Origin of the sequence: Streptomyces sp. NPDC001508, from assembly GCF_040298665.1 — a bacterium.
Classification (GTDB): Bacteria; Actinomycetota; Actinomycetes; order Streptomycetales; family Streptomycetaceae; genus Streptomyces.
Genome location: NZ_JBEPAP010000035.1, coordinates 26,496 through 52,660, shown reverse-complemented (window position 1 = coordinate 52,660; position 26,165 = coordinate 26,496). Strand labels below are relative to the sequence as shown.

The 26,165-nt window shown below is 72.7% G+C and carries 23 protein-coding genes and 1 pseudogene; 6 read left to right on the top strand and 18 right to left on the bottom strand.

The genetic code is table 11. From position 1 onward, the window contains the following. The first annotated feature begins 43 nt into the window (after positions 1–43). On the top strand, positions 44–1,213 hold the full coding sequence (locus ABT245_RS27500) for a PQQ-dependent sugar dehydrogenase (RefSeq protein ID WP_351738146.1): 1,170 nt from the start codon (positions 44–46) through the stop codon (positions 1,211–1,213). 53 nt (positions 1,214–1,266) lie between these two features. Here ABT245_RS27500 and ABT245_RS27495 read toward each other — a convergent pair. The 14 genes and pseudogenes from ABT245_RS27495 to ABT245_RS27430 form a co-directional block, all read right to left on the bottom strand. Continuing rightward, positions 1,267–3,559 (bottom strand): annotated as a pseudogene (locus ABT245_RS27495) (AAA family ATPase). Between the two features lie 170 nt (positions 3,560–3,729). Continuing rightward, complete coding sequence (locus ABT245_RS27490) at positions 3,730–3,924, bottom strand: hypothetical protein (protein WP_351738143.1); 195 nt, start codon at positions 3,922–3,924, stop codon at positions 3,730–3,732. 199 nt (positions 3,925–4,123) lie between these two features. Beyond that, the gene (locus ABT245_RS27485) at positions 4,124–4,780 is read right to left on the bottom strand and encodes a hypothetical protein (RefSeq protein WP_351738140.1); all 657 of its coding nucleotides are present in this window, start codon (positions 4,778–4,780) and stop codon (positions 4,124–4,126) included. Between the two features lie 333 nt (positions 4,781–5,113). Then, entirely contained in the window at positions 5,114–7,345 is a 2,232-nt protein-coding gene (locus ABT245_RS27480) for an MMPL family transporter (protein ID WP_351738137.1), read from the bottom strand. A gap of 336 nt (positions 7,346–7,681) precedes the next feature. Further along, positions 7,682–9,196, bottom strand: coding sequence for an Asp-tRNA(Asn)/Glu-tRNA(Gln) amidotransferase subunit GatB (gatB, locus tag ABT245_RS27475; protein WP_351738134.1), 1,515 nt, complete (start codon positions 9,194–9,196; stop codon positions 7,682–7,684). A 15-nt stretch (positions 9,197–9,211) separates the two neighbouring features. Continuing rightward, positions 9,212–9,454, bottom strand: a complete 243-nt coding sequence (locus ABT245_RS27470; protein WP_351738132.1) for a hypothetical protein — start codon at positions 9,452–9,454, stop codon at positions 9,212–9,214. After that, the gene (gatA, locus tag ABT245_RS27465; protein WP_351738129.1) at positions 9,451–10,944 is read right to left on the bottom strand and encodes an Asp-tRNA(Asn)/Glu-tRNA(Gln) amidotransferase subunit GatA; all 1,494 of its coding nucleotides are present in this window, start codon (positions 10,942–10,944) and stop codon (positions 9,451–9,453) included. The genes ABT245_RS27470 and gatA overlap by 4 nt, the downstream gene beginning before the upstream one ends. Before the next feature lie 2 nt (positions 10,945–10,946). Next, a complete protein-coding gene (gene gatC, locus ABT245_RS27460) occupies positions 10,947–11,243 on the bottom strand; it encodes an Asp-tRNA(Asn)/Glu-tRNA(Gln) amidotransferase subunit GatC (protein ID WP_351738126.1) in 297 nt (98 codons plus the stop codon). A 93-nt stretch (positions 11,244–11,336) separates the two neighbouring features. Continuing rightward, positions 11,337–11,831, bottom strand: a complete 495-nt coding sequence (locus tag ABT245_RS27455) for a cupin domain-containing protein (RefSeq protein ID WP_351738124.1) — start codon at positions 11,829–11,831, stop codon at positions 11,337–11,339. Between the two features lie 180 nt (positions 11,832–12,011). After that, the gene (locus ABT245_RS27450) at positions 12,012–14,255 is read right to left on the bottom strand and encodes a putative bifunctional diguanylate cyclase/phosphodiesterase (RefSeq protein WP_351738121.1); all 2,244 of its coding nucleotides are present in this window, start codon (positions 14,253–14,255) and stop codon (positions 12,012–12,014) included. A gap of 260 nt (positions 14,256–14,515) precedes the next feature. Further along, the gene (gene ligA / locus ABT245_RS27445; RefSeq protein WP_351738118.1) at positions 14,516–16,708 is read right to left on the bottom strand and encodes an NAD-dependent DNA ligase LigA; all 2,193 of its coding nucleotides are present in this window, start codon (positions 16,706–16,708) and stop codon (positions 14,516–14,518) included. Between the two features lie 15 nt (positions 16,709–16,723). Continuing rightward, entirely contained in the window at positions 16,724–17,737 is a 1,014-nt protein-coding gene (locus ABT245_RS27440; RefSeq protein WP_351738116.1) for a methionine synthase, read from the bottom strand. 233 nt (positions 17,738–17,970) lie between these two features. After that, a complete protein-coding gene (locus ABT245_RS27435; protein WP_351738113.1) occupies positions 17,971–18,669 on the bottom strand; it encodes an SDR family oxidoreductase in 699 nt (232 codons plus the stop codon). Between the two features lie 18 nt (positions 18,670–18,687). Continuing rightward, entirely contained in the window at positions 18,688–19,227 is a 540-nt protein-coding gene (locus ABT245_RS27430) for an LOG family protein (protein ID WP_351738110.1), read from the bottom strand. A 51-nt stretch (positions 19,228–19,278) separates the two neighbouring features. Between ABT245_RS27430 and ABT245_RS27425 the strand changes: the two genes are divergently transcribed. Both ABT245_RS27425 and ABT245_RS27420 read left to right on the top strand, forming a co-directional pair. Continuing rightward, the gene (locus ABT245_RS27425) at positions 19,279–19,617 is read left to right on the top strand and encodes a DUF427 domain-containing protein (protein ID WP_351738107.1); all 339 of its coding nucleotides are present in this window, start codon (positions 19,279–19,281) and stop codon (positions 19,615–19,617) included. A 50-nt stretch (positions 19,618–19,667) separates the two neighbouring features. After that, positions 19,668–20,444 carry an alpha/beta fold hydrolase gene (locus ABT245_RS27420; protein ID WP_351738104.1) on the top strand — a complete coding sequence of 259 codons (777 nt, stop codon included), beginning with the start codon at positions 19,668–19,670 and terminating at the stop codon, positions 20,442–20,444. 19 nt (positions 20,445–20,463) lie between these two features. Here ABT245_RS27420 and mnmA read toward each other — a convergent pair whose 3' ends face one another. Next, positions 20,464–21,594, bottom strand: coding sequence for a tRNA 2-thiouridine(34) synthase MnmA (gene mnmA / locus ABT245_RS27415; RefSeq protein WP_351738101.1), 1,131 nt, complete (start codon positions 21,592–21,594; stop codon positions 20,464–20,466). Positions 21,595–21,654: 60 nt separating this feature from the next. On the opposite strand from mnmA, the gene ABT245_RS27410 reads away from it, so the two are divergent. Next, positions 21,655–22,335 carry an N-acetylmuramoyl-L-alanine amidase gene (locus ABT245_RS27410; protein WP_351738098.1) on the top strand — a complete coding sequence of 227 codons (681 nt, stop codon included), beginning with the start codon at positions 21,655–21,657 and terminating at the stop codon, positions 22,333–22,335. A 410-nt stretch (positions 22,336–22,745) separates the two neighbouring features. Here the strand turns inward: ABT245_RS27410 and ABT245_RS27405 are convergent, their stop codons facing one another. The 3 genes from ABT245_RS27405 to ABT245_RS27395 all read right to left on the bottom strand — a co-directional run bounded on the left by ABT245_RS27405 (position 22,746) and on the right by ABT245_RS27395 (position 24,589). Then, the gene (locus ABT245_RS27405) at positions 22,746–23,909 is read right to left on the bottom strand and encodes a cysteine desulfurase family protein (protein WP_351738095.1); all 1,164 of its coding nucleotides are present in this window, start codon (positions 23,907–23,909) and stop codon (positions 22,746–22,748) included. A 149-nt stretch (positions 23,910–24,058) separates the two neighbouring features. Then, complete coding sequence (locus tag ABT245_RS27400) at positions 24,059–24,325, bottom strand: DUF4190 domain-containing protein (RefSeq protein ID WP_351738093.1); 267 nt, start codon at positions 24,323–24,325, stop codon at positions 24,059–24,061. A 96-nt stretch (positions 24,326–24,421) separates the two neighbouring features. Then, a complete protein-coding gene (locus tag ABT245_RS27395) occupies positions 24,422–24,589 on the bottom strand; it encodes a hypothetical protein (RefSeq protein WP_351738091.1) in 168 nt (55 codons plus the stop codon). A gap of 132 nt (positions 24,590–24,721) precedes the next feature. Between ABT245_RS27395 and ABT245_RS27390 the strand changes: the two genes are divergently transcribed. Next, complete coding sequence (locus ABT245_RS27390) at positions 24,722–25,354, top strand: TetR family transcriptional regulator (protein WP_351738088.1); 633 nt, start codon at positions 24,722–24,724, stop codon at positions 25,352–25,354. 253 nt (positions 25,355–25,607) lie between these two features. Further along, positions 25,608–25,988, top strand: a complete 381-nt coding sequence (locus ABT245_RS27385; RefSeq protein WP_351738085.1) for a maleylpyruvate isomerase N-terminal domain-containing protein — start codon at positions 25,608–25,610, stop codon at positions 25,986–25,988. The last annotated feature ends 177 nt before the right edge of the window (positions 25,989–26,165 follow it).

Sequence of the window (26,165 nt, the reverse complement as noted above, 5' to 3'; positions counted from 1 at the left end):
AGAGATAGAGAACCGCCGCCGGAACCACCGCGTCGAAGGGACCATGATCGTGCAATGTCGAGTCGTGTCGGCCGTGCTGGCCGCAACCGCGCTCCTGCTGACGGCCGGCTGCTCCTCCGACGGAGGCGGCCCACCGGGCGGGGACGGGAGTACGACCGCTCGGGGGACGACGTCCGGCGCCGCCCCGTCCGCGGGGTCGACCGCACCGGCCCCGCCCGCCAAGGGCTCGGTGAAGGTGGTGCGGACGGTCACGGAGCATCTGAAGTCGCCTTGGGGCCTGGCCCCCCTGCCCGGCGGCGGCCTGCTCGTCTCCTCCCGGGACGACGGGACGATCACCCGGGTCGACGAGAAGACGGGCAAGCAGACCGAGCTGGGCAAGGTCTCCGGGGTGTCCCCGGCCGGCGAGGGCGGTCTCCTGGGCCTCGCCCTCTCCCCCGGCTACGCCTCGGACCACATGGTCTACGCGTACTTCACCTCGGCCTCCGACAACCGGATCGTGCGGATGCTGTACGACGAGCGGAAGCCGCCCGGCGAACAGCTCGGCGCGCCCGACACGGTCTTCCGGGGCATCCCCAAGGGCTACATCCACAACGGCGGCCGCATCGCCTTCGGCCCGGACGGCATGCTGTACGCGGGCACGGGCGAGAGCGGCGAGCGGGGTCTGTCCCAGGATGTGAAGTCCCTGGGCGGCAAGATCCTGCGGATGACCCCGGAGGGCGAGCCCGCCCCCGGCAACCCGTTCGAGAACTCCGTCGTGTACAGCTACGGCCACCGCAATGTGCAGGGCCTCGCGTGGGACGACCGACAGCGCCTGTTCGCCTCGGAGTTCGGCCAGGACACCTGGGACGAGCTGAACGCGATCAAGCCGGGCGACAACTACGGCTGGCCGGACGCCGAGGGCAAGTCGTCGGACCCCCGGTTCCACAACCCGCTGGCCCAGTGGCACACGGACGTCGCCTCCCCCAGCGGCATCGCCTATGTGAACGGGTCCGTCTGGATGGCCGGGCTCAGAGGCCAGCGGCTGTGGCGCATCCCGCTGAAGGGCACGGAGGCCGCCGCGGCACCCCAGGCGTTCCTGAAGGGCACCTACGGCCGGCTCCGTACCGTCGTCGCGGCGGGCGGCGACAGGCTGTGGCTGGTCACGAGCAACACGGACGGCCGGGGCAAGCCGAAGAAGGAAGACGACCGGATCCTGGAACTCAAGGTGACATGACGCGACGGCGGCCGGGCGCCCCGGCCCGCCCGCTGCCTGCCGGCTGCCGTCGGCTACGGCCGTGGCCGTGCGGTGAGCCGGTCGTCCGCCCCGGGCGGCGGCGGGAACAGCTCCAGCCGATGGGCCACCGCCGCCGCCTCGCCCCGTCCCGAGACTCCGAGCTTGCCCAGGATGTTGGAGACATGGACGCTCGCGGTCTTCGGGGAGATGAACAGCTCCTCGGCGATCTGACGGTTGGTGCGGCCGGCGGTGACCAGGCGGAGCACATCGCGCTCCCGGCTGGTCAGGCCCAGCGCCTCGACCGGGTCGGCCGGGGCGGGCGTCCACCGCGGGGTGCGGGTCAGCACGAGGCGGGCGCGCTGGGCGAGGAGCGCCACGGAGTCGGCGAGCGGGCGGGCGCCCAGGTGATCGGCGACGGCTCCGGCCAGCCGAAGCAGCTGCGTGGCGCGGTCCCGCTCGCCGTCCCCGCCGGCGGGCGGGTCTCCCGGGCGTCTGCCGCCCGGGGACAGCAGGGCCGCCGCGAGCCGGTGGCGGACACGAGCGAGGTCGTAGGGGCGGTCCAGGGACTCGAAGGCGGTGACCGCCTCGGACCAGATCTCGGGGGTGTCCTCGCCCGCGGCGCGGCGCAGTTCGGCGCGGACCCATGCGTCGTGGGCGAGCCATACGGGTGCGCCGGTGGTGAGCTTCTTGGCCGCGGTGGCGATGCGGTCGAGGGCTTCCGCCCGGCCGGGTTCCGCCGCGGGCAGGGCGCGGGCGTCGGCCTCCGCGGTGGCGGCGGCCCGGACCAGCGGCCAGGCGTAGCGGTGGCTGCCGGGCGGGACACCGGCGTCCAGGGCGTGGTGCAGTTCGGCGCGGACGTCGAGCACGCGGCCCTCCGCGGCGGCGAGGCCGACCGCGACGCGGGCCAGCGGCAGCCACTGCTGGGGCATGACGTCGCGGGTACCGAAGTAGCCGCGGGCCGCGGTGAGCTGGCGGGCGGCCTCGGCTGGGTCGCCGCGGCCGAGGGCGAGGCGCGCCAGGGACAGCGCGGCCGAGCCCAGGGGCTTGGCGCTGGGGCCGCGGCGGGTCGCGTTCGCGGCGGCGGATGCGGCCCGGCCCAGTTGCCGAGGGCGTACTGGGACTCGGCGAGGTTGGCCCACAGCAGGGCCTCGGAGCCGAGCAGGCCGAACGTCCGGGTGTAGTCGATCCCTTCGTCCAGGATGGGGACGGCTTCCCGGGAGCGGCCGACCGCGTCGAGTTCGGCGGGCAGATTCACCTAGGCACGGCCCGCGACATGGGTGTAGCCCTCCCGCACGGACCGGTCCTTGACCCGGCGCAGCTCGGCGAGTCCGGCCTCGACGCCGCCCGCGTCGACCCTGAGGGTGCCGAGGGTGATGCACGCGTCCAGTTCGATCTCGCGGGCGTCGACCATGCGGGCGTACTCGACGGCCCGTTCGGCTGCGGCCAGGGCGTCGGGGCCCGGCTCGTGCAGCATCGCCCAGTTGGCGATGCCGGCGAGCACATCGGCGTGCACCTCGGAGGGGGGCAGTCCGCGCACCAGTTGCTCGGCGATGGCCAGTTCATGCCGTCCGTCGCCGCGTCCCAGCGCCTGGACGAGGCCGGAGCGCTGGGTCCAGAACCAGGCGGCGCGCAGCGGGTCGTCCTCGTCCTCGAGGAGTTGCAGCGCCCGCTTGGTGATCTTCAGGGCGCGTTCGCGCTCACCGCACCTTCGTCCGGCGACGGCGGCCTCCGCCATCAGGTCCGGATAGCGCAGCGGGGTGGTGGGGTCGCAGGGCGGGTAGACCTCGGCGCAGTCGACGGGGCGCAGTGCCGCCCGTACCGGCTCCGGGGCGGTGTCCCACAGTTCCATCGCCCGCTCCAGGAGCCGTAGTTGCTCGCTGTAGGCGTGCGGTCGGCGGCGATGCGTTCCAGCAGGCGGGCGGTGAGTTCGAAGAGGCGGGCCGTGCCCTCCTCGTCGTGCCGCGCCGGGGCGTGGGCGGGGGTGGCCTCGCCCAGCTCGGGCAGGAGCCGGGCCAGGTCGTCCTCCTGGCCCGCGGCGGCCGTGGCGAGTTCGTCGGGCAGGGCGCCGCGCAGGGCGCGCAGGGCGGTGGAGAAAGGGGCGAACGGCAGTCCGTCGGCGCCGATCTCGACGCAGCCGCCGAGTGCGACGACGGCGCCCTGACGGCCGGCGGCGGTGGCGAACTCCTCGACCAGCCTGGTCTTGCCGACGCCCGCTTCGCCGCCGACCAGCAGCGCCTGGGGCTCGCCGGCGGCGGCACGGGCGAGCGCGTCGTGCAATGTGTGCAGTTCGTCGGTGCGGCCGACGAACACGGGACTGACGGACCTGGTCTCCACGGGTTTGAGCATCGCACGGAGGTCCGACAGCGCGGCATCCGTTGTCCACAGGGGGGCCGGATCGCTGCCCGGACCGGGTGCGGGCGGCCGGGTCGTGCGGCGGACCGGGCGGGGGCGCGGGCGGGCGTGGACCGGGAGCGGGCGGCCGTCTCCCGTGTGGGCGCCCGCCCCCGCGAAGGCGCTCACGCGGTGCGGGGCTGCCGATGACGGCCCGGGCACCCGGTGTCGCAGGGAGACTCGCGGCCGGCGCGGCGGCGGGCCGCCGTCGCACGGCGGGCGGCGCGGCGTCCGCGCAGCGCCTCACGGACCAGGCGCTCGTACTCGGCCCGGCGCCGTAGTTCGCCGGCGCGGACCTGGTGGAGTTCGTACTCGATCATGGCGGGCCCCTCGGAGCGTCGGGTGGTGGCATCGCTTCCGGCGATGGCTCCACCTTCGTCGGCCAGGGGGGCGCGGCACATCGGAAGGGTTCCGCATCTTCCGGCGGGCGGGCCGGCTCCCGGCGCGCGTAAGGGGCCTCAGACGCCCCCGTAAGGTGCTTTCGGGGGGTTCAAGGCCCCTGGTGGAATGGGCTCTGGTTCAGCTGGTCGAGGGCAGTCCGAGGAGCGCGTCGGAGTACTTGAGGACGGCCAGCAGCAGGCCGATGACGCCGAGCGAGACGCCGGCCCAGGCGACCGACTTGATCCAGGCGGCCTGCGGTGTGCCGGGGGCGCCGAACGCGGGCCGGGCCAGCACGACGACGCCGGTGATCAGCGCCGCCAGCGCGAACCCCGCGGCCCACAGCGCGGTGGTCTGCCAGGCGTCGCCGTAGACCGCCTGCACCTGGGTGGCGACGCTCGCGTTCGAGGAGGTCTTCAGCTGGCCGATCAGGGTCTGGCGCGCGGCGGCCACGGTGCCGATCCAGCCGCCGGTCAGCGAGACGAGGCCCAGCACGGCGGAGACGACCGCTCCGGCGCCCTGGCCGACCCCGGACGGACCGTCCGCTGTGCCCTTCTCGGCCTCCGCCTCGGCCGCCTCCTCATCCGTGTCCCCGACGGCCTCGCCGGTCCGGTCGTCGGTCCGGTCCGCAGCCTGGTCGTCGGTCCGGCCTGCGGCCGCGGACTCCGCCGCCTCGTCGGTCCGGCCTGCGGCCGCGGTCCCGGTGTCCGCGGCGTCGTCGGCCCTTCCGTTGTCCGCCGCCTGCTCGGTTTCGGTGCCGGTGTCCTTGCCGGCCTCGTCCACTGTCTTCGTTCCCATGCCCCGCACCGTACGGACGCTGTCTGAGAGGTCTCTTAATGATCGTTGTGAGCCGTACGCGCGCGTGGGGCGCGCCACCGGGTGGGCCCGGCAGCCGGTGGCGCGGGTGCCCTGCTCGGCGCCGGACGGCCGCAGCTGCACAGGGGCCGCGGTCCGACGCACAGGGGCCGGGGTTTGGCGCACAGGGGCCGCGGTCCGGCGCACAGGGGCCGCGGTCCGGCGCACAGGGGCCGCGGTCCGGCGCACAGGGGCCGCGGTCCGGCGCACAGGGGCCGCGGTCCGACGCACAGGGGCCGGGGTTTGGCGCACAGGGGCCGCGGTCCGGCGCCGTCGTCACACGGGGCTGTCGTCCACATCCTGCTGTTGTTGTTCCTGCTCCAGTTCCGCCACGACGGCGTCGAGCCTTTCATGGGCGGCGCGGCATTCGGGCGGTTCGATGCTGATCCTGGGCAGGCGCCGGTCGAGCCAGCCCGGCAGCCACCAGTTGGCGCCGCCGAGGAGGTGCATCAGGGCGGGCACCAGCAGGGTGCGCAGCACGAAGGCGTCGAGGGCGACGGCGGCGGCCAGCGCGATGCCGAACATGGCGATCACGCGGTCGCCGCCGAGCACGAAGGCGAGGAACACGGAGATCATGATGACGGCCGCGGAGTTGATCACCCGGCTGGTCTCGGCGAGGCCGACCCGGACGGCGCGCCGGTTGTCGCCCGTCTCCAGCCACTCCTCGTACATCCGGCCGACCAGGAAGACCTGGTAGTCCATGGAGAGCCCGAAGAGCACCGACACCATGATCACGGGCAGGAAGGGCTCGATCGGTCCGGCCCTGCCGAGCCCCAGCGGTTCGCTGCCCCAGCCCCATTGGAAGATCGCGACGACGATGCCGAAGGCGCCCGCGACGGCGGCGAGGTTCATCGCGGCGGCCTTCAACGGGATGCCGATCGACCGGAAGGCGAGCAGGAGCAGCACACAGCCGAACCCGATGACCACGCCGACGAACAGCGGCACCTTGCCGACGATCACGTCGGCGAAGTCGTCGTAGCTCGCGGTCACGCCGCCGACATGCACGTCGAGCGAGGTGCCCTGCTCCACGCGCGGCAGCACCTCGTGGCGCAGCCGGTCGACGAGGTCGCTGGTCTGCCGCGACTGCGGCGCCGAGTCGGGCACGACGGTGAGGTACGCGGTGTCGCCCCCGGTGTTGAACCGCGCCGGTGTCACGGACGCGACGCCCGGGGTGGTGCGCAGGGTGGCGTCGAGGTTGTCGAGGGCGAGCCGGGCGTCCGCCCCGTCGATGCGTGACACCAGTGTCAGCGGTCCGTTGACGCCGGGGCCGAAGCCGTCGGCGATGAGGTCGTACGCCTGCCGTGTGGTCGAGTCCCTGGGGTCGTTGCCCTGGTCGGAGGTGCCGAGGCGAAGGGTGAGGGTGGGCAGCGCGAGCAGGGCGACGACGGCGAGGGCGACCGAGCCGAGCAGCTTCGGGTGGCGTTCGACGAACGCGGACCAGCGGGCGGCGAGGCCGGTGGGCAGCTCCGGTTGCGGACCGTGCTCGGCCAGTCGTTGCCGCTCGCGCCGGCTCAGCGCGCGCTCGCCGATGAGGGAGAGCAGGGCGGGCAGCAGGGTCACGGAGGCGGCGACGGTCAGGACGACGGTCAGCGCGGCGGCGACGGCGACCCCGTTGAGGAAGCTCAGCCGCAGGATCAGCATGCCCAGCAGCGCGATGCACACGGTGGCGCCCGCGAACACGACGGCGCGTCCGGTGGTGGCGACGGACTCGGTGACGGCCTCGGTGACGGTCAGTCCGCGTTTCAGTCCGCGACGGTGCCGGGTGACGATGAACAGCGCGTAGTCGATGCCGACGCCGAGCCCGATGAGCAGGCCGAGCATCGGCGCGAACGCGGCGACGGTCATGGCGTGGCCGAGCAGCGCGATGCAGGCGTACGCGGTGCCCACGCCGACCAGGGCGGTGGCGATGGGCAGCAGGGAGGCGGCGAGCGAGCCGAAGGCGACGAAGAGCACCAGGGCGGCGACGACCACGCCGATCGCCTCGGCGACATGCCCGCCCGACGAGGCGGTGAGCCCGATGGCGCTGCCGCCCGACTCGACGCGCAGCCCGTCCGTCTCGGCCGACTCGGCGGTGCGGACGACGGCCTCGGCCTCGGATCTGTCGATGTGCTCGACCGGCTGGTCGAAGGTGACGACGGCGTATGCGGTCCGGCCGTCGCGGCTGATCTGCCCGCTGCCCTGGCCGTCGTAGGGGCTGGTCACCGAGGACACCCCGGGCAGGTCCGCGATGTCGTCCAGGGTGTGGCTCATGGTCTGCTCGACGTCGGCGGCGCGGACACCGCCGGATCCGGTGTGCCAGACGACGGTGTCGCTGTCACCGCCCATACCGGGGAAGCCCGCGCCGAGCAGTTCCTGGGCCCGGCCCGCTTCGGTGCCGGGGACCTCATAGCTCTCGGAGTACGCGGAGCCGGTGACGGCGGCGGCAGCGCTGACACCGCCGCAGGCGAGCAGCCAGAGCAGGACGGCGAGCAGACGGTGCCGGACACACCAGCGTGCAAGGGCTGCCATGGCCTGCTCCCAGGGACGATGTGCGGATCTTTGCCTGGGAACGAACGTCGATGAACGAAACAGCCCGCAAAGAACACATGAGCAATCGTTGACCACTGTTGCAGCTGAAAGAGATCGTTTGCCGGGTTCGTGGGCTTCTTCACAAGAGGCGGCGACCGGGAACTTCCGCGGGTCGTCCGGCTGCGCTCGCGCGAAAAGGGAGCCTCTCCGGCGCCATGTGGGTGCGTCGCGGGTGCCAGGTGCGTACGTCGCGGGGCGTCGCCGGTGACGAAAACGCCCTGGGGGGACGCATCATGGCGATGCGTCCCCCCAGGGACGGGTGGTGCACGCGGTGGCTCAGCCCTCGCCGACGCCCAGCTTCTGAAGGATCAGCTCCTTGACGCGGGCCGCGTCGGCCTGGCCGCGGGTGGCCTTCATCACCGCGCCGACCAGGGCGCCGGCCGCGGCCACCTTGCCGCCGCGGATCTTGTCCGCGATGCCCGGGTTGCCGGCGATGGCCTCGTCGACGGCCGTGCCGAGCGCCGAATCGTCGGAGACGACCTTCAGACCGCGCTTGTCGACGACCTCGTCCGGGGTGCCTTCGCCCGCGAGGACGCCCTCGATGACCTGGCGGGCCAGCTTGTCGTTCAGGTCACCGGCGGCCACCAGCCGGGTGACGCGGGCGACCTGCTCGGGCGTGATGGCCAGCTCGTCCAGGGCGACGCCCGACTCGTTGGCGCTGCGCGCCAGTTCGCCCATCCACCACTTGCGGGCGGAGGCCGCGTCGGCACCGGCGCCGATGGTGGCGAGGATCGGGTCCAGCGCACCGGCGTTGAGGATGGCCTGCATATCGGTGGCCGAGATGCCCCACTCCGCAAGGAGGCGGCTGCGACGCACCAGCGGCAGTTCGGGCAGCGCGGCCCGGATCTCCTCGACCCACGCGCGCGCGGGGGCCACCGGAACGAGGTCGGGCTCCGGAAAGTACCGGTAGTCCTCGGCCTCCTCCTTCACCCGGCCCGAGGTGGTCGACCCGGTGTCCTCGTGGAAGTGCCGGGTCTCCTGCACGATCGTGCCGCCGGACGACAGCACGGCCGCGTGCCGCTGGATCTCGAAGCGGGCGGCACGCTCCACGGACCGCAGCGAGTTGACGTTCTTCGTCTCGGAGCGGGTGCCGAACTTGTCGGCGCCCTTGGGCATCAGCGACAGGTTGACGTCGCAGCGCATCTGCCCCATCTCCATGCGGGCCTCGGACACGCCGAGCGCCCTGATGACCTCGCGCAGCTCACGGACGTACGCCCGGGCGACCTCGGGGGCACGCTCGCCGGCCCCGACGATCGGCTTGGTGACGATCTCGATGAGCGGGATGCCCGCGCGGTTGTAGTCGAGCAGGGAGTGGGACGCGCCGTGGATACGGCCGGTCGCACCGCCCACGTGGGTGGACTTGCCGGTGTCCTCCTCCATGTGGGCGCGCTCGATCTCCACACGGAAGGTCGCGCCGTCCTCCAGCTGTACGTCGAGGTAGCCGTCGAAGGCGATCGGCTCGTCGTACTGGGAGGTCTGGAAGTTCTTCGGCATGTCCGGATAGAAGTAGTTCTTCCGGGCGAAGCGGCACCACTCGGCGATCGAGCAGTTCAGCGCGAGACCGATCTTGATCGCGGATTCGACGCCGGTCGCGTTGACGACCGGGAGCGCGCCGGGCAGGCCGAGACAGGTCGGACAGGTCTGCGAGTTGGGCTCGGCGCCCAGTTCGGTGGAGCACCCGCAGAACATCTTGGTCTTGGTGCCGAGTTCGACATGGACCTCAAGGCCCATGACGGGATCGTACGACGCCAGCGCGTCCTCGTACGACACCAGGTCGGTCGTGGTGGTCACGGTGAAACTTCCCTCTCAGCCCAGCAGGACGTCGTCGTCGCCCAGCCGCTTCAGCTCGCGGTAGAGCAAGGCGAGGCCGGTGGCGATGGCGACGGCGGACACGGTGGCGTCGATCAGGCGCAGCGTGTCGTGCTCGGCGCGGGCCTTCTTGATCTGCTTGGCAACGCCGACCGCGCCGAACGCGGTGGTGGCCATGGACAGGTACGTACCGGACTTCGACTTCTTGAAGTCCTTGGCCTTGGACAGTGCCTTGCTCACAGCGACGGAGCCTCCTCAAGCAGCGGATGCCCCCACTTTTCCACGAAGGCGGCCTCGACGGCGGCGCCGACCTTGTACAGCCGGTCGTCCTTCATCGCCGGAGCGATGATCTGCAGGCCCACGGGGAGGTTGTCCTCGGGGGCGAGACCGCAGGGCAGCGACATGGCCGCGTTGCCCGCCAGGTTGGTCGGAATGGTGCACAGGTCGGCGAGGTACATGGCCATCGGGTCGTCGGCGCGCTCGCCGATCGCGAAGGCCGTGGTCGGGGTGGTCGGCGAGACGATCGCCTCGACCTGCTCGAAGGCCCTCTCGAAGTCGCGCGTGATCAGGGTGCGGACCTTCTGCGCTGAGCCGTAGTACGCGTCGTAGTAGCCGCTCGACAGGGCGTACGTGCCGAGCATGATGCGGCGCTTGACCTCGGGGCCGAAACCCGCCTCGCGGGTGAGGGAGGTGACCTCTTCGGCGGAGTGGCCGCCGTCGTCGCCGGCCCTGAGGCCATAGCGCAGACCGTCGAAGCGCGCCAGGTTGGAGGAGCACTCGGACGGCGCGATCAGGTAGTACGCCGACAGGGCGAGGTCGAAGGACGGGCAGTCCAGCTCGACGATCTCGGCGCCCAGTTCCGTCAGCAGTTCGACGGCCTCGTCGAAACGCTGGATGACGCCGGCCTGGTAGCCCTCGCCGCGGAACTGCTTGACCACACCGATGCGCATGCCGCGCACCGAGCCGTTGCGGGCGGCCTCGACGACCGGCGGGACGGGGGCGTCGATGGAGGTCGAGTCCAGCGGGTCGTGTCCGGCGATGACCTCGTGCAGCAGGGCCGCGTCCAGGACCGTGCGGGCGCAGGGGCCGCCCTGGTCCAGGGAGGACGAGAAGGCCACCATGCCGTAGCGGGAGACGGCGCCGTACGTCGGCTTCACGCCGACCGTGCCGGTGACGGCGGCCGGCTGGCGGATGGAGCCGCCGGTGTCGGTGCCGATGGCGAGCGGCGCCTGGAAGGAGGCCAGCGCCGCGCTGGAGCCGCCGCCGGAGCCGCCGGGGATCCTGGTGAGGTCCCAGGGGTTGCCGGTGGGCCCGTAGGCGCTGTTCTCCGTCGAGGACCCCATGGCGAACTCGTCCATGTTGGTCTTGCCGAGGATCACGACGTCGGCGGCCTTCAGCCGCTGGGTGAGCGTCGCGTCGTACGGCGGGATCCAGCCTTCGAGGATCTTCGAGCCGACGGTCGTGGGGACGCCCTCGGTGGTGAAGATGTCCTTGAGGGCGAGGGGGACACCGGCCAGCGGGCCCAGTTCCTCGCCGCGCTCGCGCTTGTCGTCGACGGCGCGGGCCTGGGCGAGCGCGCCCTCACGGTCGACGTGCAGGAAGGCGTGCACCTTCTCGTCGACGGCCTCGATGCGGGCGAGATGGGCCTCGGTGACCTCGACGGCCGTCAGCTCGCCGGAGGCGATCTTCGCGGCGGTCTCGGCGGCCGTGAGCTTGATGATGTCCGTCATGGTCAGTCCTCCCCCAGGATCTGCGGCACCTTGAAACGCTGCTGCTCCTGGGCGGGGGCGCTGGAGAGCGCCTGCGCGGGGGTGAGCGAGGGACGGACCTCGTCCGCGCGCATGACGTTGGTCAGCGGGAGCGGGTGCGAGGTCGGCGGTACGTCTTGGTCGGCGACCTCGCTGACGCGGGCGACCGCGCCGATGATGTCGTCGAGCTGGCCCGCGAAGTGGTCGAGTTCTTCGGGCTTCAGCTCCAGACGCGCCAGCCGGGCGAGGTGGGCGACCTCCTCGCGCGTGATGCCAGGCATGCAGCGATCCTCTGGGGTGAGTGTGTGTGGTTTGGGGCCAATCCTATGGGGCGGGGCCGGGTGGCCGTGAAACGGTTTGCCCGGCCCCGCCCGTCAGGCCCGGCGGGTCTCCCAGGCCTCGCTGCGCAGGAAGTGGTTGTCGTACAGGTCCTGGACTTCGAGGATGCTCTCCCAGGTGGCCTCGCCCAGGCGGATGCGCTGCAGGTGCCGGAAGTACTCGAAGCGCTCGACGCCGGGTGTGATGACGATGAGCAGATCGGCGTCGGCGCCGGGTACGGCCGCGAAGGCGTGCGGCTTGCCCGGCGGGACGACGACGAGGTCACCGCGGCCGGCGGTGACGACGTCCTCGCCGGAGAGGATGTCGGCGGCGCCGTCGAGCAGGAAGAACATCTCGGCGGAGTTGTCGTGCCAGTGCGGTTTCGCGCCGTCGGCGCCCGCCGTGAGGGTGACCCGCTGGGTGGACAGGGCGCCGCCGGTCCGGCTGCTGTCGGCCAGCAGCCGGATGGTGGTGGGCGCACGGCCGACGACCTCCGCCTCGGCCTCCCGGACGATCACGGACTCCTCGAACCTCGGAACGAACAGCGACATCCCACAACCCCTCGGTGACGGCGGTACCCCACCCGGCCGGCGAAGAACGGCGCGGCACTGCTCACTACAACGACCACGGCAGCAAGGCGAATCCCCCACGCGGACCCGAAACCGAAGCGCGCCCCGGAGGCAACTCGGGTCCCGTGAGGAGCAACCTGACGGGCGGGCCGGTGGGCGGGGTCATTCGGCGGCGGGCAGCGCGGCACGCGGCCGTTGCCAGCCGCGGGACCCCCGCGCCAGCAGCCATGCCGTCGTCTCCTCGGGCGGCATCGCCGCGGCCACCAGCCACCCCTGTACGGCATCGCAGCCGAGGTCCCGCAGCCGCTCCCAGGTCTCGTCGTCCTCCACGCCCTCGGCGACGACCAGAAGCCCCAGCGAATGCGCCAGGTCGACGGTGCAGCGCACGATCTCCGCGTCCTCGTTGTCCACGGCGAGCCGGGCCACGAAGGACCGGTCGATCTTCAGCTCGCTCACCGGCAGCCGGCGCAGGTGCACCAGCGAGGAATAGCCGGTTCCGAAGTCGTCCAGGGACATCTTCACGCCGTGCCCGGTGAGCCCGGCGAGGGTGTCGGCGGCCCGCTGCGGGTCCTCCAGCAGCACATGCTCGGTGATCTCCAGCTGAAGCGCCGCCGCGGGCACTCCGTGCCGGGCCAGCCGGGCGGCGACGGAACCCGCGAAGCCGGGCGTGTGGACATCGCGCGGGGAGACGTTCACGGCCACCGGCACCCGCAGTCCCTGGGCCCGCCATTTGGCGACCTGCCCGAGCGCGGTCTCCAGCACATACTCGGTCAGCTGGGGCATCAGCCCCGAGGACTCGGCGATCGCAATGAACTCGTCCGGCGGCACCTTCCCGCGCTCGGGGTGCACCCAGCGCACCAGCGCCTCCAGGCCGGCGACCTGCCCGTCGAAGCGGACCTTGGGCTGGTAGTGCAGCTGCATCTCGTGCGCGTCCAGCGCGCGGCGCAGATCGCCCAGCAGGCCGAGCCGGTCCGGGGTGTTGGAGTCCCGCTTCGACTCGTACACCTCGACGCCGGTGCGGTCCCGCTTCGCCTGGTACATCGCCACGTCCGCGCGGCGCAGCATGCCCTCGGCGTCGAGCGCGTGGTCGGGGAAGACGGCGACGCCCGCGCTGGCCTCCAGCACGAGGGTGAGCCCGTCGAGGTCGAGCGGCGAGCTGAGCGCGGTGACCAGGTTGCGGGCGACCCGGGTGGCGGACGTCGTGGAGTCGGCGACCGGCAGTAACACGGCGAACTCGTCGCCGCCGAGGCGCGCGGCCTCCGCGCCGCGCGGCAGCGCGAGGCGCAGCCGGTCGGCGATCTGGAGCAGCAGCCGGTCCCCGGCGAGATGCCCGAGGGTGTCGTTCACGGAGCGGAACCGGTCGAGGTCGATCAGCATGAGTGCGGAGCGGGCGCCGATGCGTTCGGCGTCGTCGAGCGCCGTCCAGATACGTTCCAGCAGCCACTGCCGGTTGGGCAGTCCGGTCAGCGGGTCGCGCAGTTGCTCCTCGGCCCGGGCCCGGGCGATCCACAGGGTCGAGTCGAGGGCGACCAGCGGGATGGCGAACAGCGGGAGCAGCACCGGACGGGCGACCGCCACGACGCAGATCAGCGGGGCGATGCCGAGCAGCGCGACCGCGACGAGGCCCTGTCTGACCAGGGCGGTGCGGGCGACGGTGGGCAGGCCGCCGCCGCGCGGCGCGCTCAGGTACCACAGCAGGACGCGGGTGACGGCGAGGTAGGCCGCGGCGACCAGCACGACCTCGGGGACGGTGGTGACGTCCCAGTGGTCGGGGTTCCAGGGGGCCTCGACGGTCGGTACGCGGCCGAAGGAGCCCAGCAGCAGGGCGGCGGCGCCGATGCCGAGGATGTCCACCGCGCCGTGCAGCACGCCCTGCCGCCAGCGGTGCCTGCGGGCGATGCCGACCAGGACGACGACGGTGAGGCTGACCATGCCGGCGGGCACCCAGCCGTAGAGCAGCAGGACGGCGAGGGTGAGGGCGGCGCCGGAGCCGGTGCCGCCCCACCAGCGGGCCCGGCCGAGCATGACGAGGTGGCCGACGATGATGCCGGTGAGCAGCGCGAGCGACCAGCCGACGGTGCCGGACGGGAAGAGGGCGTGGTTGTCGGTGAACGCCCGGTAGAACCCGGCGCCCAGCGCGAACGCGGCCGCCGCGACGACGGCGGCGGGCAGCGCGGGCCAGGCCGGCTGGGAGTGGTCGGTGCCGGCCGGCACCGGGGCCCCCTGGGTGCCCTGGGCGAACAGGGGAACGGCGCGTGCCCGGAGCGCCGAGTGCGCGGCGGTGGCGCGTCCGTCGGCGCCCGCGCGCTCAGCGGTCCGGCCCGGCCACCGGCTCTCCCGCCATGCGACCGCTCTGCGGCGCAGGCGCAGCCACGCGTCCGGGGCGGCGCTCTCGGTCGGTTCCATTCCCGTCCCTCTCACAGCCGGCGGTGCCCACGCCACGCGGCCCGACGCCCGACGTCCGGCGACGGCTCCGCGTTGGAACATTCCTTCCCCGTGCTCATCGGGCACACGGGGATGCCCCGACCGCAGCTGGGCACGGCAGGCGCACATCCCAACAGTAGGCCGCGGAAGGCTCTCACGGGCAGCGGTCGTCGGGGGTTGCCCGAATGCGCCCCGGCCACCCGTATGCATCTGGTATGCGCCGATCGGGTGGTCTTCAACGGCTACTCGTCGGCCGGAAGGGCGACTTCGGCCGCCGCCTCGGGCCCCTGGGCCAGCAGGACGCCGAAGCCGTCCTCGTTCAGCACCGGCACCTTGAGCTGCATGGCCTTGTCGTACTTCGAACCCGGGTTGTCACCCACGACGACGAACGAGGTCTTCTTCGACACCGATCCGGTCACCTTCGCACCGCGGCTCTGCAAAGCGTCCTTGGCGCCGTCACGGGTGAAGTTCTCCAGGGTGCCGGTCACGACGACGGTGAGTCCTTCCAGCGGGCGCGGGCCCTCCTCCTCGCCCGACGACTCGTCCTCCAGGGGGACTCCGGCCGCCTTCCACTTGCGGACGATCTCGCGGTGCCAGTCCTCGGCGAACCACTCCTTGAGCGCGGCGGCGATGATCGGGCCGACGCCGTCGATGCCCGCCAGTTCCTCCTCGGTGGCCTGCTCGATGCGGTCGACGGAACGGAACTCGCGGGCGAGCGCCTGGGCGGCGACCGGTCCCACATGGCGGATGGAGAGCCCGTTCAGGAAGCGGGCGAGCGGACGCTCCTTGGCCGCCTCGATGTTCTCCAGCAGCGCGAGGGTGTTCTTCTTCGGTTCACCCTTCTGGTTCGCGAAGACCGTGACGACCTTCTCCTGGCCCGTCTTGGGGTCCCGCTTGGGCAGTCCGCTGTCCTGGTCGAGGACATACGCCTTGATGGGCAGCAGCTTGTCCACCGTGAGGTCGAACAGGTCGCCCTCGTCGCTCAGCGGCGGGTCGGCCGGCTCCAGCGGCCGGGTCAGCGCCGCCGCGGCCACCTCGCCGAAGTGCTCGATGTCCAGACACTCCCGGCCGGCGAGGTAGGAGACGCGCTCCCGCAACTGGGCGGGGCACGCGCGCGCGTTGGGGCAGCGCAGGTCGATGTCGCCCTCCTTCATGGCCCGCAGCGGCGTCCCGCACTCCGGGCACTCGGCGGGCATCACGAACTCCCGCTCGGTGCCGTCGCGCAGGTCGACGACCGGGCCGAGGATCTCCGGGATGACGTCACCGGCCTTGCGGATCACCACGGTGTCACCGATGAGGACGCCCTTGGCCTTGACCACGTCCTGGTTGTGCAGGGTGGCGAACTCGACCTCGGAGCCCGCGACCGTGACCGGATCGACCTGCGCGTACGGCGTGACCCGGCCGGTGCGGCCGACGCCCACCTTGATGTCGATGAGCTTGGTGTTGACCTCCTCCGGCGCGTACTTGTACGCGATCGCCCAGCGCGGGGCGCGGGCGGTGGAGCCGAGGCGGCCCTGGAGACGGATCTCGTCGAGCTTGACGACCACGCCGTCGATCTCATGCTCCACGGAGTGCCGGTGCTCGCCGAAGTGGGCGATGAACTCCCGTACGCCGTCGAGGTCGTCGACCACCCGGTTGTGCGGGGAGGTGGGCATGCCCCAGCCCTTGAGCAGGTCGTAGGCCTGGGAGAGCCGGGTGAAGCCCGAGGAGCCCTCCAGGGCGCCGATGCCGTGGACGACCATGTGCAGGGGCCGGGTGGCGGTGACGCGCGGGTCCTTCTGCCGCAGTGAACCGGCGGCCGCGTTGCGGGGGTTGGCGAACGGCTTGTCGCCGGCCGCGACCAGCCGTTCGTTCAGCTCCAGGAACTTCTCCATCGGGAAGTAGACCTCGCCGCGGATCTCCACGACGTCGGGCACGCGTTCGCCGTGCAGCCGGTCGGGGATCTCGGCGATCGTACGGACGTTGGGCGTGATGTCCTCGCCGGTGCGGCCGTCGCCGCGGGTCGCCGCGCGGGTGAGCCGACCGCGCTCGTAGGTGAGGTTCACCGCGAGGCCGTCGACCTTCAGCTCGCACAGGAAGTGGAACTCCTGGTCGCCGAGTTCGCGGTGGATACGGTCGGCCCAGGCGGCGAGTTCCTCGTCGTTGAAGGTGTTGTCGAGGGAGAGCATGCGCTCGCGGTGCTCGACCGCGGTGAACTCCGTCTCGTACGCCCCGGCGACCTTCTGGGTCGGCGAGTCGGGCGTGCGCAGCTCCGGATACTCCTCCTCCAGCGCCTCAAGGGAGCGCAGGAGCTTGTCGAACTCCGCGTCGCTGATGACGGGAGCGTCCTTCACGTAGTACCGGAAGCGGTGCTCCTCGATCTGCTCAGCGAGCCGCGCGTGCTTGTCGCGTGCCTCGGCGGGCACCGTCGTCTCCGCTTGCTTGTCGCCGGCCACCGTGTTGTCCTCCCGTTACTCTGGGTTGTCCGCGAGGGATCTCGCCGCCCGGACGCAGTGGGCGAGCGCCGCGCGGGCGTACCCGGGGGAAGCGCCCGCGAGACCGCACGACGGGGTGAGGGTGACCGCGTCCGCGAGAAGTCCCGGATGCAGCCCCAGCCTGCGCCACAGCGTTCTGACACCCACGACGCTACCGGCAGGGTCTGACAATGGGCCGTCCGTGGACGGCACGACACCGGCGAACAGCCGGGTGCCGCCCTCCACGGCCTCCCCGATCGCCTCGTCGTCACGCTCGGTGAGGAGTGCGAAGTCGAACGAGACGGCGGCGGCACCGGCCCGGCGCAGCAACGCGAACGGGACGTCGGATGCGCAGCAGTGGACGACGACGGGGCCGCCGCTGTGCGTCCCGACGACGTCGCGCAGGGTGGCCTCCACGATCTGCCGGTCCACGGCCCTGTGGGTGCGGTAGCCGCTGGCGGTACGGACCTGTCCGCGCAGTACGGCGGTGAGCGAGGGTTCGTCGAGCTGGAGCACGAGCCGGGCGCCGGGGACGCGGCGCCGTACCTCGGCGAGGTGCAGACGCAGGCCCTCGGCGAGCGAGGCGGCGAGGTCACGGCAGGCGCCGGCATCGGAGAGGGCGGACTCGCCGTTCCTCAGCTCCAGGGCGGCGGCCAGTGTCCACGGGCCGACCACCTGCACCTTGAGGTCGCCCTCGTGGCCCTGGGTGAACTCCTCCAGCGCGTCGAGGTCCTGCCCCAGCCAGGACCGCGCCCGCCTGGTGTCCCGGCCCGGACGGTCGGCGAGGCGCCAGCCGCTCGGCTCCACGCGCGCGTACAGCTCCACGAGCATCCCCGCGGTCCGCCCGATCATGTCGGCGCCGGGTCCGCGGGCGGGCAGCTCGGGCAGATGCGGGAAGTCCTCGAAGCTGCCGGTGACGGTCTTGGCCGCCTCCCGTGCGTTTTCGCCGGGCATGGACCCGACACCGGTGGCTCCCGGGAATCTCGGGACTCTGAAGTCGTTCTCACTCACCCCGGAAGGGTAAGCGCTCCGCTGCGGGCTGCCCTTCCTCGCCCGCCCGTCGCGCAGACCGGGCGGTGGCTGCGGGCCCGGTCAGGCCGAAGCCGGGGAGGCTGAAAGCGGCGCCCCCGGGACGCCGCGACGGGGGTCCCGCTGCTTCTGCGAAGCCGAGAACTTGGGGGAGCGACCAGCCAGGACGGTGCAGCAGCCGACCCGTGGCGCAGTGCGGCACCCCGGCGGAGCGCTCAGTGGCCCGGGCGGATCGTCATGTCGTTGATCTCCGCGTCGCGTGGGAGGTCCAGGGATGTCAGGATCGTCGTCGCGACCGACTCGGGGTCGATCCAGCGGGCCGGGTCGTACTCCTTGCCCTCCTGCCGGTGGACCTTGGCCTGCATGGGGCTGGCGGTGCCCCCCGGGTAGACGGAGGTGACCCGGACCCCGTTGCCGTGCTCCTCGTCGCGCAGGGCGTCGGCGAGCGCCTTCAGGCCGTGCTTGGAGGCGGCGTACGCGGCCCAGCCGGCACGGGCTCTCAGGCCCGCGCCGGAGTTCACGAAGACCACATGCCCGCGGGCGAGGCGCAGCTGGGGCAGGAAGTGACGGGTCAGCTCGGCGGGGGCGATCAGGTTGACGTCGACCTGGTGCCGCCAGGACTTGGGGGTCAGCTCGTCCACCGCGCCGAGGTCGACCACGCCCGCGATGTGCAGCAGCGAGTCCACCCGGTCCGGAAGCGTCTGGTGCGAGAAGGCCCAGGACAGCCTGTCCGGGTCCGCGAGGTCACCGACGAGCGTGCGCGCGCTGGGGAACTCCGCGGCGAGGTCCTTCGCGCGGCCGGCGTCGCGCGCGTGCAGGACGAGTTCGTCCCCGCGCGCGTGGAGGCGGCGCGCCACGGCCGCGCCGATTCCGGAGCCCGCCCCGGTGATCACATGAGTAGCCATGCGGGCCATGGTCGCATCAGCGAGGCGTCACTCGATGCCGCGGCTCTCCTCCAGGTACGCCATCGCCCCGACCGGCTCCTGGGCGAAGAACACCAGGTCGCTCAGCGGGCGGGGCAGGAAACCCTCGGCCTCCATGCGGCGGAACTGCTCCTTGAGGCCGTCGTAGAAGCCTGCGGTGTTGAGCAGCACGACCGGCTTGTCGGTGTGCCCGTGCTTCTTCAGCTCCAGGATCTCGGTGGCCTCGTCGAGCGTCCCGGTGCCGCCCACCATGATCACCACGGCGTCGGCCTTCTCCAGGAGCAGCCGCTTGCGTTCGGCGAGGTCCTTGGCGATCACCATGTCGTGCGCGCCGTGCCGCGCCTTCGCCGAAAGGAACTCCACGGAGACGCCGAGCAGCCTGCCGCCCGCCTCCTGCACGCCGTCCGCGACGACCTTCATCAGACCGACGTCGGAGCCGCCCCAGACCAGCGTGTGGCCGCCCTTCCCGATCAGGGTCGCGAACTCGCGCGCGGGACGCGTGTAGCGGTCGTCGAGGTCGGCGGCGGACAGGAAGACGCAGATGTTCATGCGCCCCACCGTACGCGGGAAGAAGTCGGGGCCGACGGGTGCTGTTCCGGTATGGCCGAAGGACACACCATCACCATCGAACAGGGCGGGCAGCACGTGCGCGTGGTGCACGGGGACCAGGTGCTCGCCGAGACCGACCGCCCGCTGCTGCTGCGCGAGACCGGTTGCCCGGTGCGGTACTACATCCCGGCCGAGGACGTACGCCTCGACCTCCTCACCCCCTCCGACACCCACACCGACTGCCCCTTCAAGGGCACGGCGTCCTACTGGTCGCTGCCGGACGCCCCGGACCTCGTCTGGGGTTATCCGGAGCCCAAGGACGAGGTGGCCCCGATCAAGGACCACCTGTGCTTCTACACAGGAGAAGTGTCGCCCGCTGAAGTGGCGTGACCGAAGTGTCGGACCGATGACGCGCGTGCCGGATGGCAGTCTGCACAGGCATGGACAAGCAGATCATTTCGCCTGACGGCACGCCCATCGCGTACGGACGCTCGGGGGCGGGTCCTGCCGTCGTCCTGGTGAGCGGCGCGATGTCGACGGGCGGGACGCTGGCCCCGCTGGCCAAGCGGCTCACGGACCGGTTCACCGTCGTCGTCTACGACCGCCGGGGCCGCGGCGCGAGCGGTGACACGGCGCCGTACGCCGTCGCCCGCGAGGTCGAGGACCTGGCGGCGCTGATCGAGGCGGTGGGCGGCCGGGCGGCGCTGTACGGCGTCTCGTCGGGCGGCGCGCTGGCGCTGGAGGCGGCGGCGAGCGGCCTGCCGGTTCCTCAGGTCGCCGTGTACGAGCCGCCGTTCGCGCAGCCCGGTGGTGAGGAGGAGCGCGCCGAGTACACCGAGCGGCTCACCGAGGCGCTCGCCCGAGGGCGGCGAGGCGACGCGGTCGAGCTGTTCCTGAGGCTCACCGGGCTGGCCGAGCAGATGATCCAGGGTGCGCGGCAGTCCCCGATGTGGGCCGACATGGAGGCGATCGCGCCGAGTCTCGCCTACGACGACGCCGTGCTGTGCGGAGGTGCGCTGCCGCGGGAGCGGATCGCGTCGATCGGCGTGCCGGTGCTGGCCGTGGCGGGCGGGGCGAGCCCCGAATGGCTGCGGACGTCGACGGCGCAGGTCGCGCAGGCCGCTCCCCGGGGCGCGTTCCGCACCCTGGCGGACCAGACCCACATGGTCGACCCGGACGTCCTCGCCCCGATCCTGGCCGAGTTCTTCGCCGGCTGAGCGGGGCGTCGGGGGCCGGCTACACCGTCGCGGCCGTCGCGCGCGTGGTCGAGGCGATGGTCGCCGAGCCCACCACGCGTGTGCCGTCGTACAGGACGATCGCCTGGCCCGGGGCGACGCCGCGGACCGGTGCCGCGAACGACACCTCCAGGGCGCCGTCCACCAGTTCGGCGGTCACCTCGGTCTCGTCGCCGTGTGCGCGCAGCTGCGCGGAGTAGCCGCCGGGGCCTTCGGGGGCGTCGCCGCACCAGCGGGGCTTGATCGCGGTCAGCGCGGTGACGTCGAGGGCCGCGGCCGGGCCGACGGTCACGGTGTTGCTCACCGGGGAGATGTCGAGGACGTAGCGGGGCTTGCCGTCGGGGGCCGGGGTGCCGATGCGCAGCCCCTTGCGCTGGCCGATGGTGAAGCCGTACGCACCGTCGTGGGTGCCCACCTTGGTGCCGGCCTCGTCGAGGATGTCGCCCTCGGCCCTGCCGAGCCGCCGGGCGAGGAAGCCCTGGGTGTCGCCGTCGGCGATGAAGCAGATGTCGTGCGAGTCGGGCTTCCTGGCGACGGCGAGCCCGCGGCGCTCGGCCTCGGCGCGGATCTCGTCCTTCGTGGTCACCGTGTCGCCCAGCGGGAACACGGCGTGGGCCAGCTGCCGGTCGTCCAGCACGCCGAGCACGTACGACTGGTCCTTGGCCAGGTCCGAGGCGCGGTGCAGCTCCCGGGTGCCGTCGGGGAGCGTCACCACCTTCGCGTAGTGGCCGGTGCAGACCGCGTCGAAGCCCAGCGCCAGCGCCTTGTCCAGGAGCGCGGCGAACTTGATCTTCTCGTTGCAGCGCAGGCACGGGTTGGGGGTGCGGCCGGCCTCGTACTCGGCGACGAAGTCCTCGACCACGTCCTCCCGGAAGCGGTCGGCGAGGTCCCAGACGTAGAAGGGGATGCCGATGACGTCGGCGGCGCGGCGGGCGTCGCGTGAGTCCTCGATGGTGCAGCAGCCCCGGGCGCCGGTGCGGAACGACTGCGGGTTCGCGGAGAGCGCGAGGTGGACGCCGGTCACGTCGTGGCCCGCCTCGGCCGCGCGGGCGGCGGCCACGGCGGAGTCGACGCCGCCCGACATGGCGGCGAGGACGCGGAGGGGACGGGTGCGCTGCGGGGTGTCAGTCATAGCCCCTCCAGAGTACGGGGACGCGGGAACCGGGGCGCGCGAGTATCCGTTGACGATCACATGGGGGAGAAGAAGCTGGACGGCGACCGGCAGCTGGGCAGGCGTGCGCTGCTGGTCGGCGGCGCCGTGGCGGCGGTGGGCACGGCCGTGCTGGCCCGTGAGGAGCTGTCCCATCTGTGGTGGCGGCTTCCGGGGGTGGACAGGCCGCGGGTGGCGGGCGCGGTGGACTTCCGGGGCGCGCGCTGGGTGGCCGCGTCCACGGCGAACTACCGGCGGGCGGACCGGCCGGCCGACTACCGGATCGACCGGGTGGTGGTCCATGTCACGCAGGGCGGCTACCGCAGCGCGGTGCGGGTCTTCCAGGACCCGGGGCACGGGGCGGCCTCGCACTCCATCGTCCGCGAGGACGGCCGGATCACACAGTTGGTGCGCGAGCTGGACGTGGCGTTCCACGCGGGGAACCGGGAGTACAACGAGCGCAGCGTCGGCATCGAGCACGAGGGGTTCGTGGAGCGCGCCTCGTCGTTCACGGACGAGATGTACGCGGGCTCCGCGCGGCTGACGGCCGCGATATGCGCCCGCTACGGCATACCCGTGGACCGCCGGCACATCATCGGGCATGTGGAGGTGCCCGGTACGGACCACACGGACCCGGGGCGGTACTGGGACTGGGACCGGTACCTGCGGCTGGTGCGCGAGGCATCGACCGACCGGGCGCGGACGACCGCGTCGGCGACATGAGGCCTGCCGGCCCGCTCGGCCCGCTGAAGGCCGGAGCGACGGCAGAACGGGAGACGGCGGGTAGGCCCGTCCGGACCGTGCGAAGGGCAGGGCGGGGGCGCAGCGTCGGGACGGCCGAAACGAGAACGGCGGCCGGGGGTGGAGGGCGTCGGTCGTCTGGTGCCGAGGGTGCCGGTGTGATCGGTCGAGCGAACCGGGTGGGGCCGGGCGACGGCTCGGCGCATGAAGCGGGTGAGGCCGGGCGACGGCTCGGCACATAAAGCGGATGAGACCGGGCGACGGCTCGGCACATAAAGCGGATGAGACCGGGCGACGGCTCGGCACATAAAGCGGATGAGACCGGGCGACGGCTCGGCGCGTGAAGCGGGTGAGGCCGGTGGCGCTGGGGGCGCCCGGTGCAAACGGGGGTTTCAGGTGAGGCCGGCTGCTCGGGCTCGTTCGACCGCGGGGCCGATGGCCTTGGCGACGGCCTCCACGTCGGCCTGGGTGGAGGTGTGGCCCAGGGAGAAGCGGAGGGTGCCGCGGGCCAGGTCCGGGTCGGCGCCCGTGGCCAGCAGGACATGGCTGGGCTGGGCGACGCCCGCGGTGCAGGCGGAGCCGGTGGAGCATTCGATGCCCTGGGCGTCCAGCAGGAGCAGCAGCGAGTCGCCCTCGCAGCCGGGGAACGTGAAGTGGGCGTTGGCCGGCAGACGGTTCACGGGGTCGCCGCCGAGGATCGCGTCCGGCACCGCCGACCGCACGGCGGCGACGAGTTCGTCGCGCAGGGCGCCGATCTCACGGGCGAACGAGGCGCGCTCAGCGGCCGCCACCCGGCCGGCGACGGCGAAGGAGGCGATGGCGGGGACGTCGAGGGTGCCGGAGCGGACGTGCCGCTCCTGGCCGCCGCCGTGCAGCACGGGTACGGGGGTGTACTCACGGCCGAGGAGCAGGGCCCCGATGCCGTACGGGCCGCCGATCTTGTGTCCGGAGACGGTCAGCGCGGCGAGCCCGGACGCGGCGAAGTCGACCGGGACCTGGCCGAACGCCTGCACCGCGTCGGCGTGCAGCGGGATGCCGAACTCGCCCGCCACCTCGGCCAGTTCACGCACCGGCAGAACGGTGCCGATCTCGTTGTTGGCCCACATGACCGTGGCCAGGGCGACGTCGTCGGGGTTGCGGGCGATGGCCTCGCGCAGGGCGTCCGGGTGGACGCGGCCGTACCCGTCGACGGGCAGGTACTCGACGGTGGCGCCCTCGTGTTCGCCGAGCCAGTGGACGGCGTCGAGGACCGCGTGGTGCTCGACGGGGCTGGACAGGACGCGGGTGCGGGCCGGGTCGGCGTCCCGGCGGGCCCAGTACAGGCCCTTGACGGCGAGGTTGTCGGCCTCGGTGCCCCCGGAGGTGAAGACGACCTCGCTGGGGCGGGCGCCCAGCGCCTCCGCGAGGGTTTCCCGGGACTCCTCGACCGTACGGCGGGCCTGCCGGCCGGAGGCGTGCAGCGAGGACGCGTTGCCGGTGACGCTCAGATGGGCGGTCAGCGTCTGCGCCGCCTGCGGGAGCATCGGGGTGGTCGCGGCGTGGTCGAGGTATGCCATGGTGAGGCCGATTCTACGGCGCCCGCTCCGGCGGCCTCGGGGGGTGTGGGGCTCCTCTCGGCCAGTCGGCGCCGCGGGTGCGGCCCGTTCCCGGCCGCTCGCCCCCTGAAGCCGGGTCCGGGGCCCGCGCGCGGCGGACGGTCGCCGGCTCAGAAGCTCCAGGAAACCGTGTGGTCGGCCTGCATGAAGGCCACCAGGACCAGCAGGTCGGCGATGCCCAGGGTGAGGCCGAGGACGGCGCGGCCGGGGCGGGCGGTGCCGCGCCACAGGGCGACTCCGGCCAGCGCGACGGCGATGGGGCCGAGGACGAGGTTGAGGACGAGGAGGCCGAGCAGGCCCAGGATGAAGGACGCGACGGCCATGCCGTCGGCGTCCCGGGTAGCGGGACGGCGGGTTGCCGGTGCGGTGAGGTGCATGGTGGTCAGCTCCCGACGGTCGGCCGGTTCGGCGTGACAGTGAGGGTGGACGGCGAGGGTGGACGGTGGGGGATGGTTCCGGTGTGGTGCGTGGGGTCAGTCGGCCGACGGGCCGCGACGGCGGGCGTGGCGCTCGCGGAGGGCGAAGACACCGAGCCAGAGGGCGATGGCGACGCCGGCGACGGCGGTGAGGGGCGGCGGCGCGTGGGCGACGGTGCCCATCAGGACGCCCAGCAGCAGGAGCGCGGCGACGATGAACAACATGGGATGCGATCCCTTCCGAGATGCTCTCGTGAGGTCTCGGTGAACGGTTGTGGTTACACCCGTTCACTGACTATCCAGCCTAACGCGCAGGACATCTTCCCAATTCCGGAGAACAATTGTTAACTGGATGACATGAGTCACACTCTCGGCATTCGGCAGGCCCAGAAGCAGAAGACCCGGCAGGCGCTCCTGGACGCGGCGTTGGGGCTGCTGGAGGAGCAGAGCCTGAGCAGCCTGAGCCTGCGCGAGGTCACCCGCGCCGTCGGGATCTCCCCGACCGCCTTCTACCGGCACTTCCGCTCCATCGCGGACCTCGGGGTGGCCCTGGTCGACGAGGCGCTGGGCAGCCTGCACCCGATGGTGCGCACGACGGTCTCCACGGCCGACGGCGACGAACGGATCACCCGCGCCGTCGAGTTGATCTCCCGTCATGTGCTGACGTACCCCGCTCACATCCGCTTCCTCACCCGGGAGCGGCACGGCGGGGTGCAGCCGGTGCGCGAGGCCATCCGGGAGCAGTTGGCGCGGTTCGCCGATGAGGTGAAGGCGGAGCTGGCCAAGGACCCGGAGGCCGCGGGCTGGGACGACGCCGACCTGCTGATGCTGGCCCACCTCTACGTCGACCAGATGATCAGCACCGCCTCGCTGTTCCTGGAGGCCATGGAGGCGCCGGACGCGTCGGACGCGGAGCGCGAACACGTCACCCGGGTCGCGAACCGCCGGCTCCGGCTGATCGGCATCGGCCGCCGGCACTGGCTGCACTGACCGCACCCCGCACCGGCCCTCCGGGCCCGACGACCGAGAGGGGCCGCTCCCCCGGGACCTCGGCCTCCAAGGCCGGCCACTCCCCGCACCGACCCCGGACGCGGCCCCGGGTCTGCTGGAGCGGCAGGGTCGACAGCAGCCGGTCGGACTTCGCTCCCCCCGGATCCCGCCCTGGACGGAGCGCGGCAAATGGTGACGGCGGCTGTCGGGTTATCCGGGAATCCTGGTCGCACCGACTCACGGAAGGCACATCTTGACCAGCGACATCCCCGGGGCCACCGGACCCGACCCGCGTCCCGCCCACGCCCGCGCCATGGGGCAGGCGGCGGCGCTCATCGCGGCCGTACGGCCGTGGCAGTCGACCGGTCCGACGCCGTGCGCCGAGTTCGACGTGCGCACCCTGTTGAGCCATATCGTCGGCGGCACCCGGCGCAACACGGTGGTCGACGAGGGCGGCGACGGCTGCGCGGTCGCCTCGTTCGTGGACGGCGTCCCGGACGACGGCTGGGCGGCGGCGTACGAGGAGGTCCGGGTCCGGGCTCTGAAGGCGTGGGAGAGCGACGAGCGGAGGGCGGCACCGGGGCGGTGCCATGGGGCGAGGTTCCGGGTCGGGCCACGCTCGCCGGCTGTGTGATGGAGATCGTGACACACACCTGGAATCTCTCCGAGGCCCTTGGGTATCCGCGAGAACCCGCCCCGGATCGGGTCGAGTTCGCGTCGGCGAACGCCCGGTGGGTGCTGCCGGAGTCTCGGCCGCGGGGCGCCGGCACGCCCTTCGACGCCGCCGTCGCGGCACCCGAAGGAGCCGACG

What these genes read in the sequence shown, in the direction of transcription:
- ABT245_RS27395 (WP_351738091.1), bottom strand. Translation starts at nt 24,589, where the DNA reads ATGTTGTTCATCGTCGCCGCGCTCCTGCTGCTGGGCGTCCTGATGGGC.
- ABT245_RS27500 (WP_351738146.1), top strand. Translation starts at nt 44, where the DNA reads ATGATCGTGCAATGTCGAGTCGTGTCGGCCGTGCTGGCCGCAACCGCG.
- ABT245_RS27485 (WP_351738140.1), bottom strand. Translation starts at nt 4,780, where the DNA reads ATGGGAACGAAGACAGTGGACGAGGCCGGCAAGGACACCGGCACCGAA.
- ABT245_RS27410 (WP_351738098.1), top strand. Translation starts at nt 21,655, where the DNA reads ATGGGGGAGAAGAAGCTGGACGGCGACCGGCAGCTGGGCAGGCGTGCG.
- ABT245_RS27490 (WP_351738143.1), bottom strand. Translation starts at nt 3,924, where the DNA reads ATGATCGAGTACGAACTCCACCAGGTCCGCGCCGGCGAACTACGGCGC.
- ABT245_RS27435 (WP_351738113.1), bottom strand. Translation starts at nt 18,669, where the DNA reads ATGGCCCGCATGGCTACTCATGTGATCACCGGGGCGGGCTCCGGAATC.
- ABT245_RS27405 (WP_351738095.1), bottom strand. Translation starts at nt 23,909, where the DNA reads ATGGCATACCTCGACCACGCCGCGACCACCCCGATGCTCCCGCAGGCG.
- ABT245_RS27425 (WP_351738107.1), top strand. Translation starts at nt 19,279, where the DNA reads ATGGCCGAAGGACACACCATCACCATCGAACAGGGCGGGCAGCACGTG.
- gatA (WP_351738129.1), bottom strand. Translation starts at nt 10,944, where the DNA reads ATGACGGACATCATCAAGCTCACGGCCGCCGAGACCGCCGCGAAGATC.
- ABT245_RS27400 (WP_351738093.1), bottom strand. Translation starts at nt 24,325, where the DNA reads ATGCACCTCACCGCACCGGCAACCCGCCGTCCCGCTACCCGGGACGCC.
- gatC (WP_351738126.1), bottom strand. Translation starts at nt 11,243, where the DNA reads ATGCCTGGCATCACGCGCGAGGAGGTCGCCCACCTCGCCCGGCTGGCG.
- ABT245_RS27480 (WP_351738137.1), bottom strand. Translation starts at nt 7,345, where the DNA reads ATGGCAGCCCTTGCACGCTGGTGTGTCCGGCACCGTCTGCTCGCCGTC.
- ABT245_RS27450 (WP_351738121.1), bottom strand. Translation starts at nt 14,255, where the DNA reads ATGGAACCGACCGAGAGCGCCGCCCCGGACGCGTGGCTGCGCCTGCGC.
- ABT245_RS27430 (WP_351738110.1), bottom strand. Translation starts at nt 19,227, where the DNA reads ATGAACATCTGCGTCTTCCTGTCCGCCGCCGACCTCGACGACCGCTAC.
- ABT245_RS27420 (WP_351738104.1), top strand. Translation starts at nt 19,668, where the DNA reads ATGGACAAGCAGATCATTTCGCCTGACGGCACGCCCATCGCGTACGGA.
- ABT245_RS27390 (WP_351738088.1), top strand. Translation starts at nt 24,722, where the DNA reads ATGAGTCACACTCTCGGCATTCGGCAGGCCCAGAAGCAGAAGACCCGG.
- ABT245_RS27455 (WP_351738124.1), bottom strand. Translation starts at nt 11,831, where the DNA reads ATGTCGCTGTTCGTTCCGAGGTTCGAGGAGTCCGTGATCGTCCGGGAG.
- mnmA (WP_351738101.1), bottom strand. Translation starts at nt 21,594, where the DNA reads ATGACTGACACCCCGCAGCGCACCCGTCCCCTCCGCGTCCTCGCCGCC.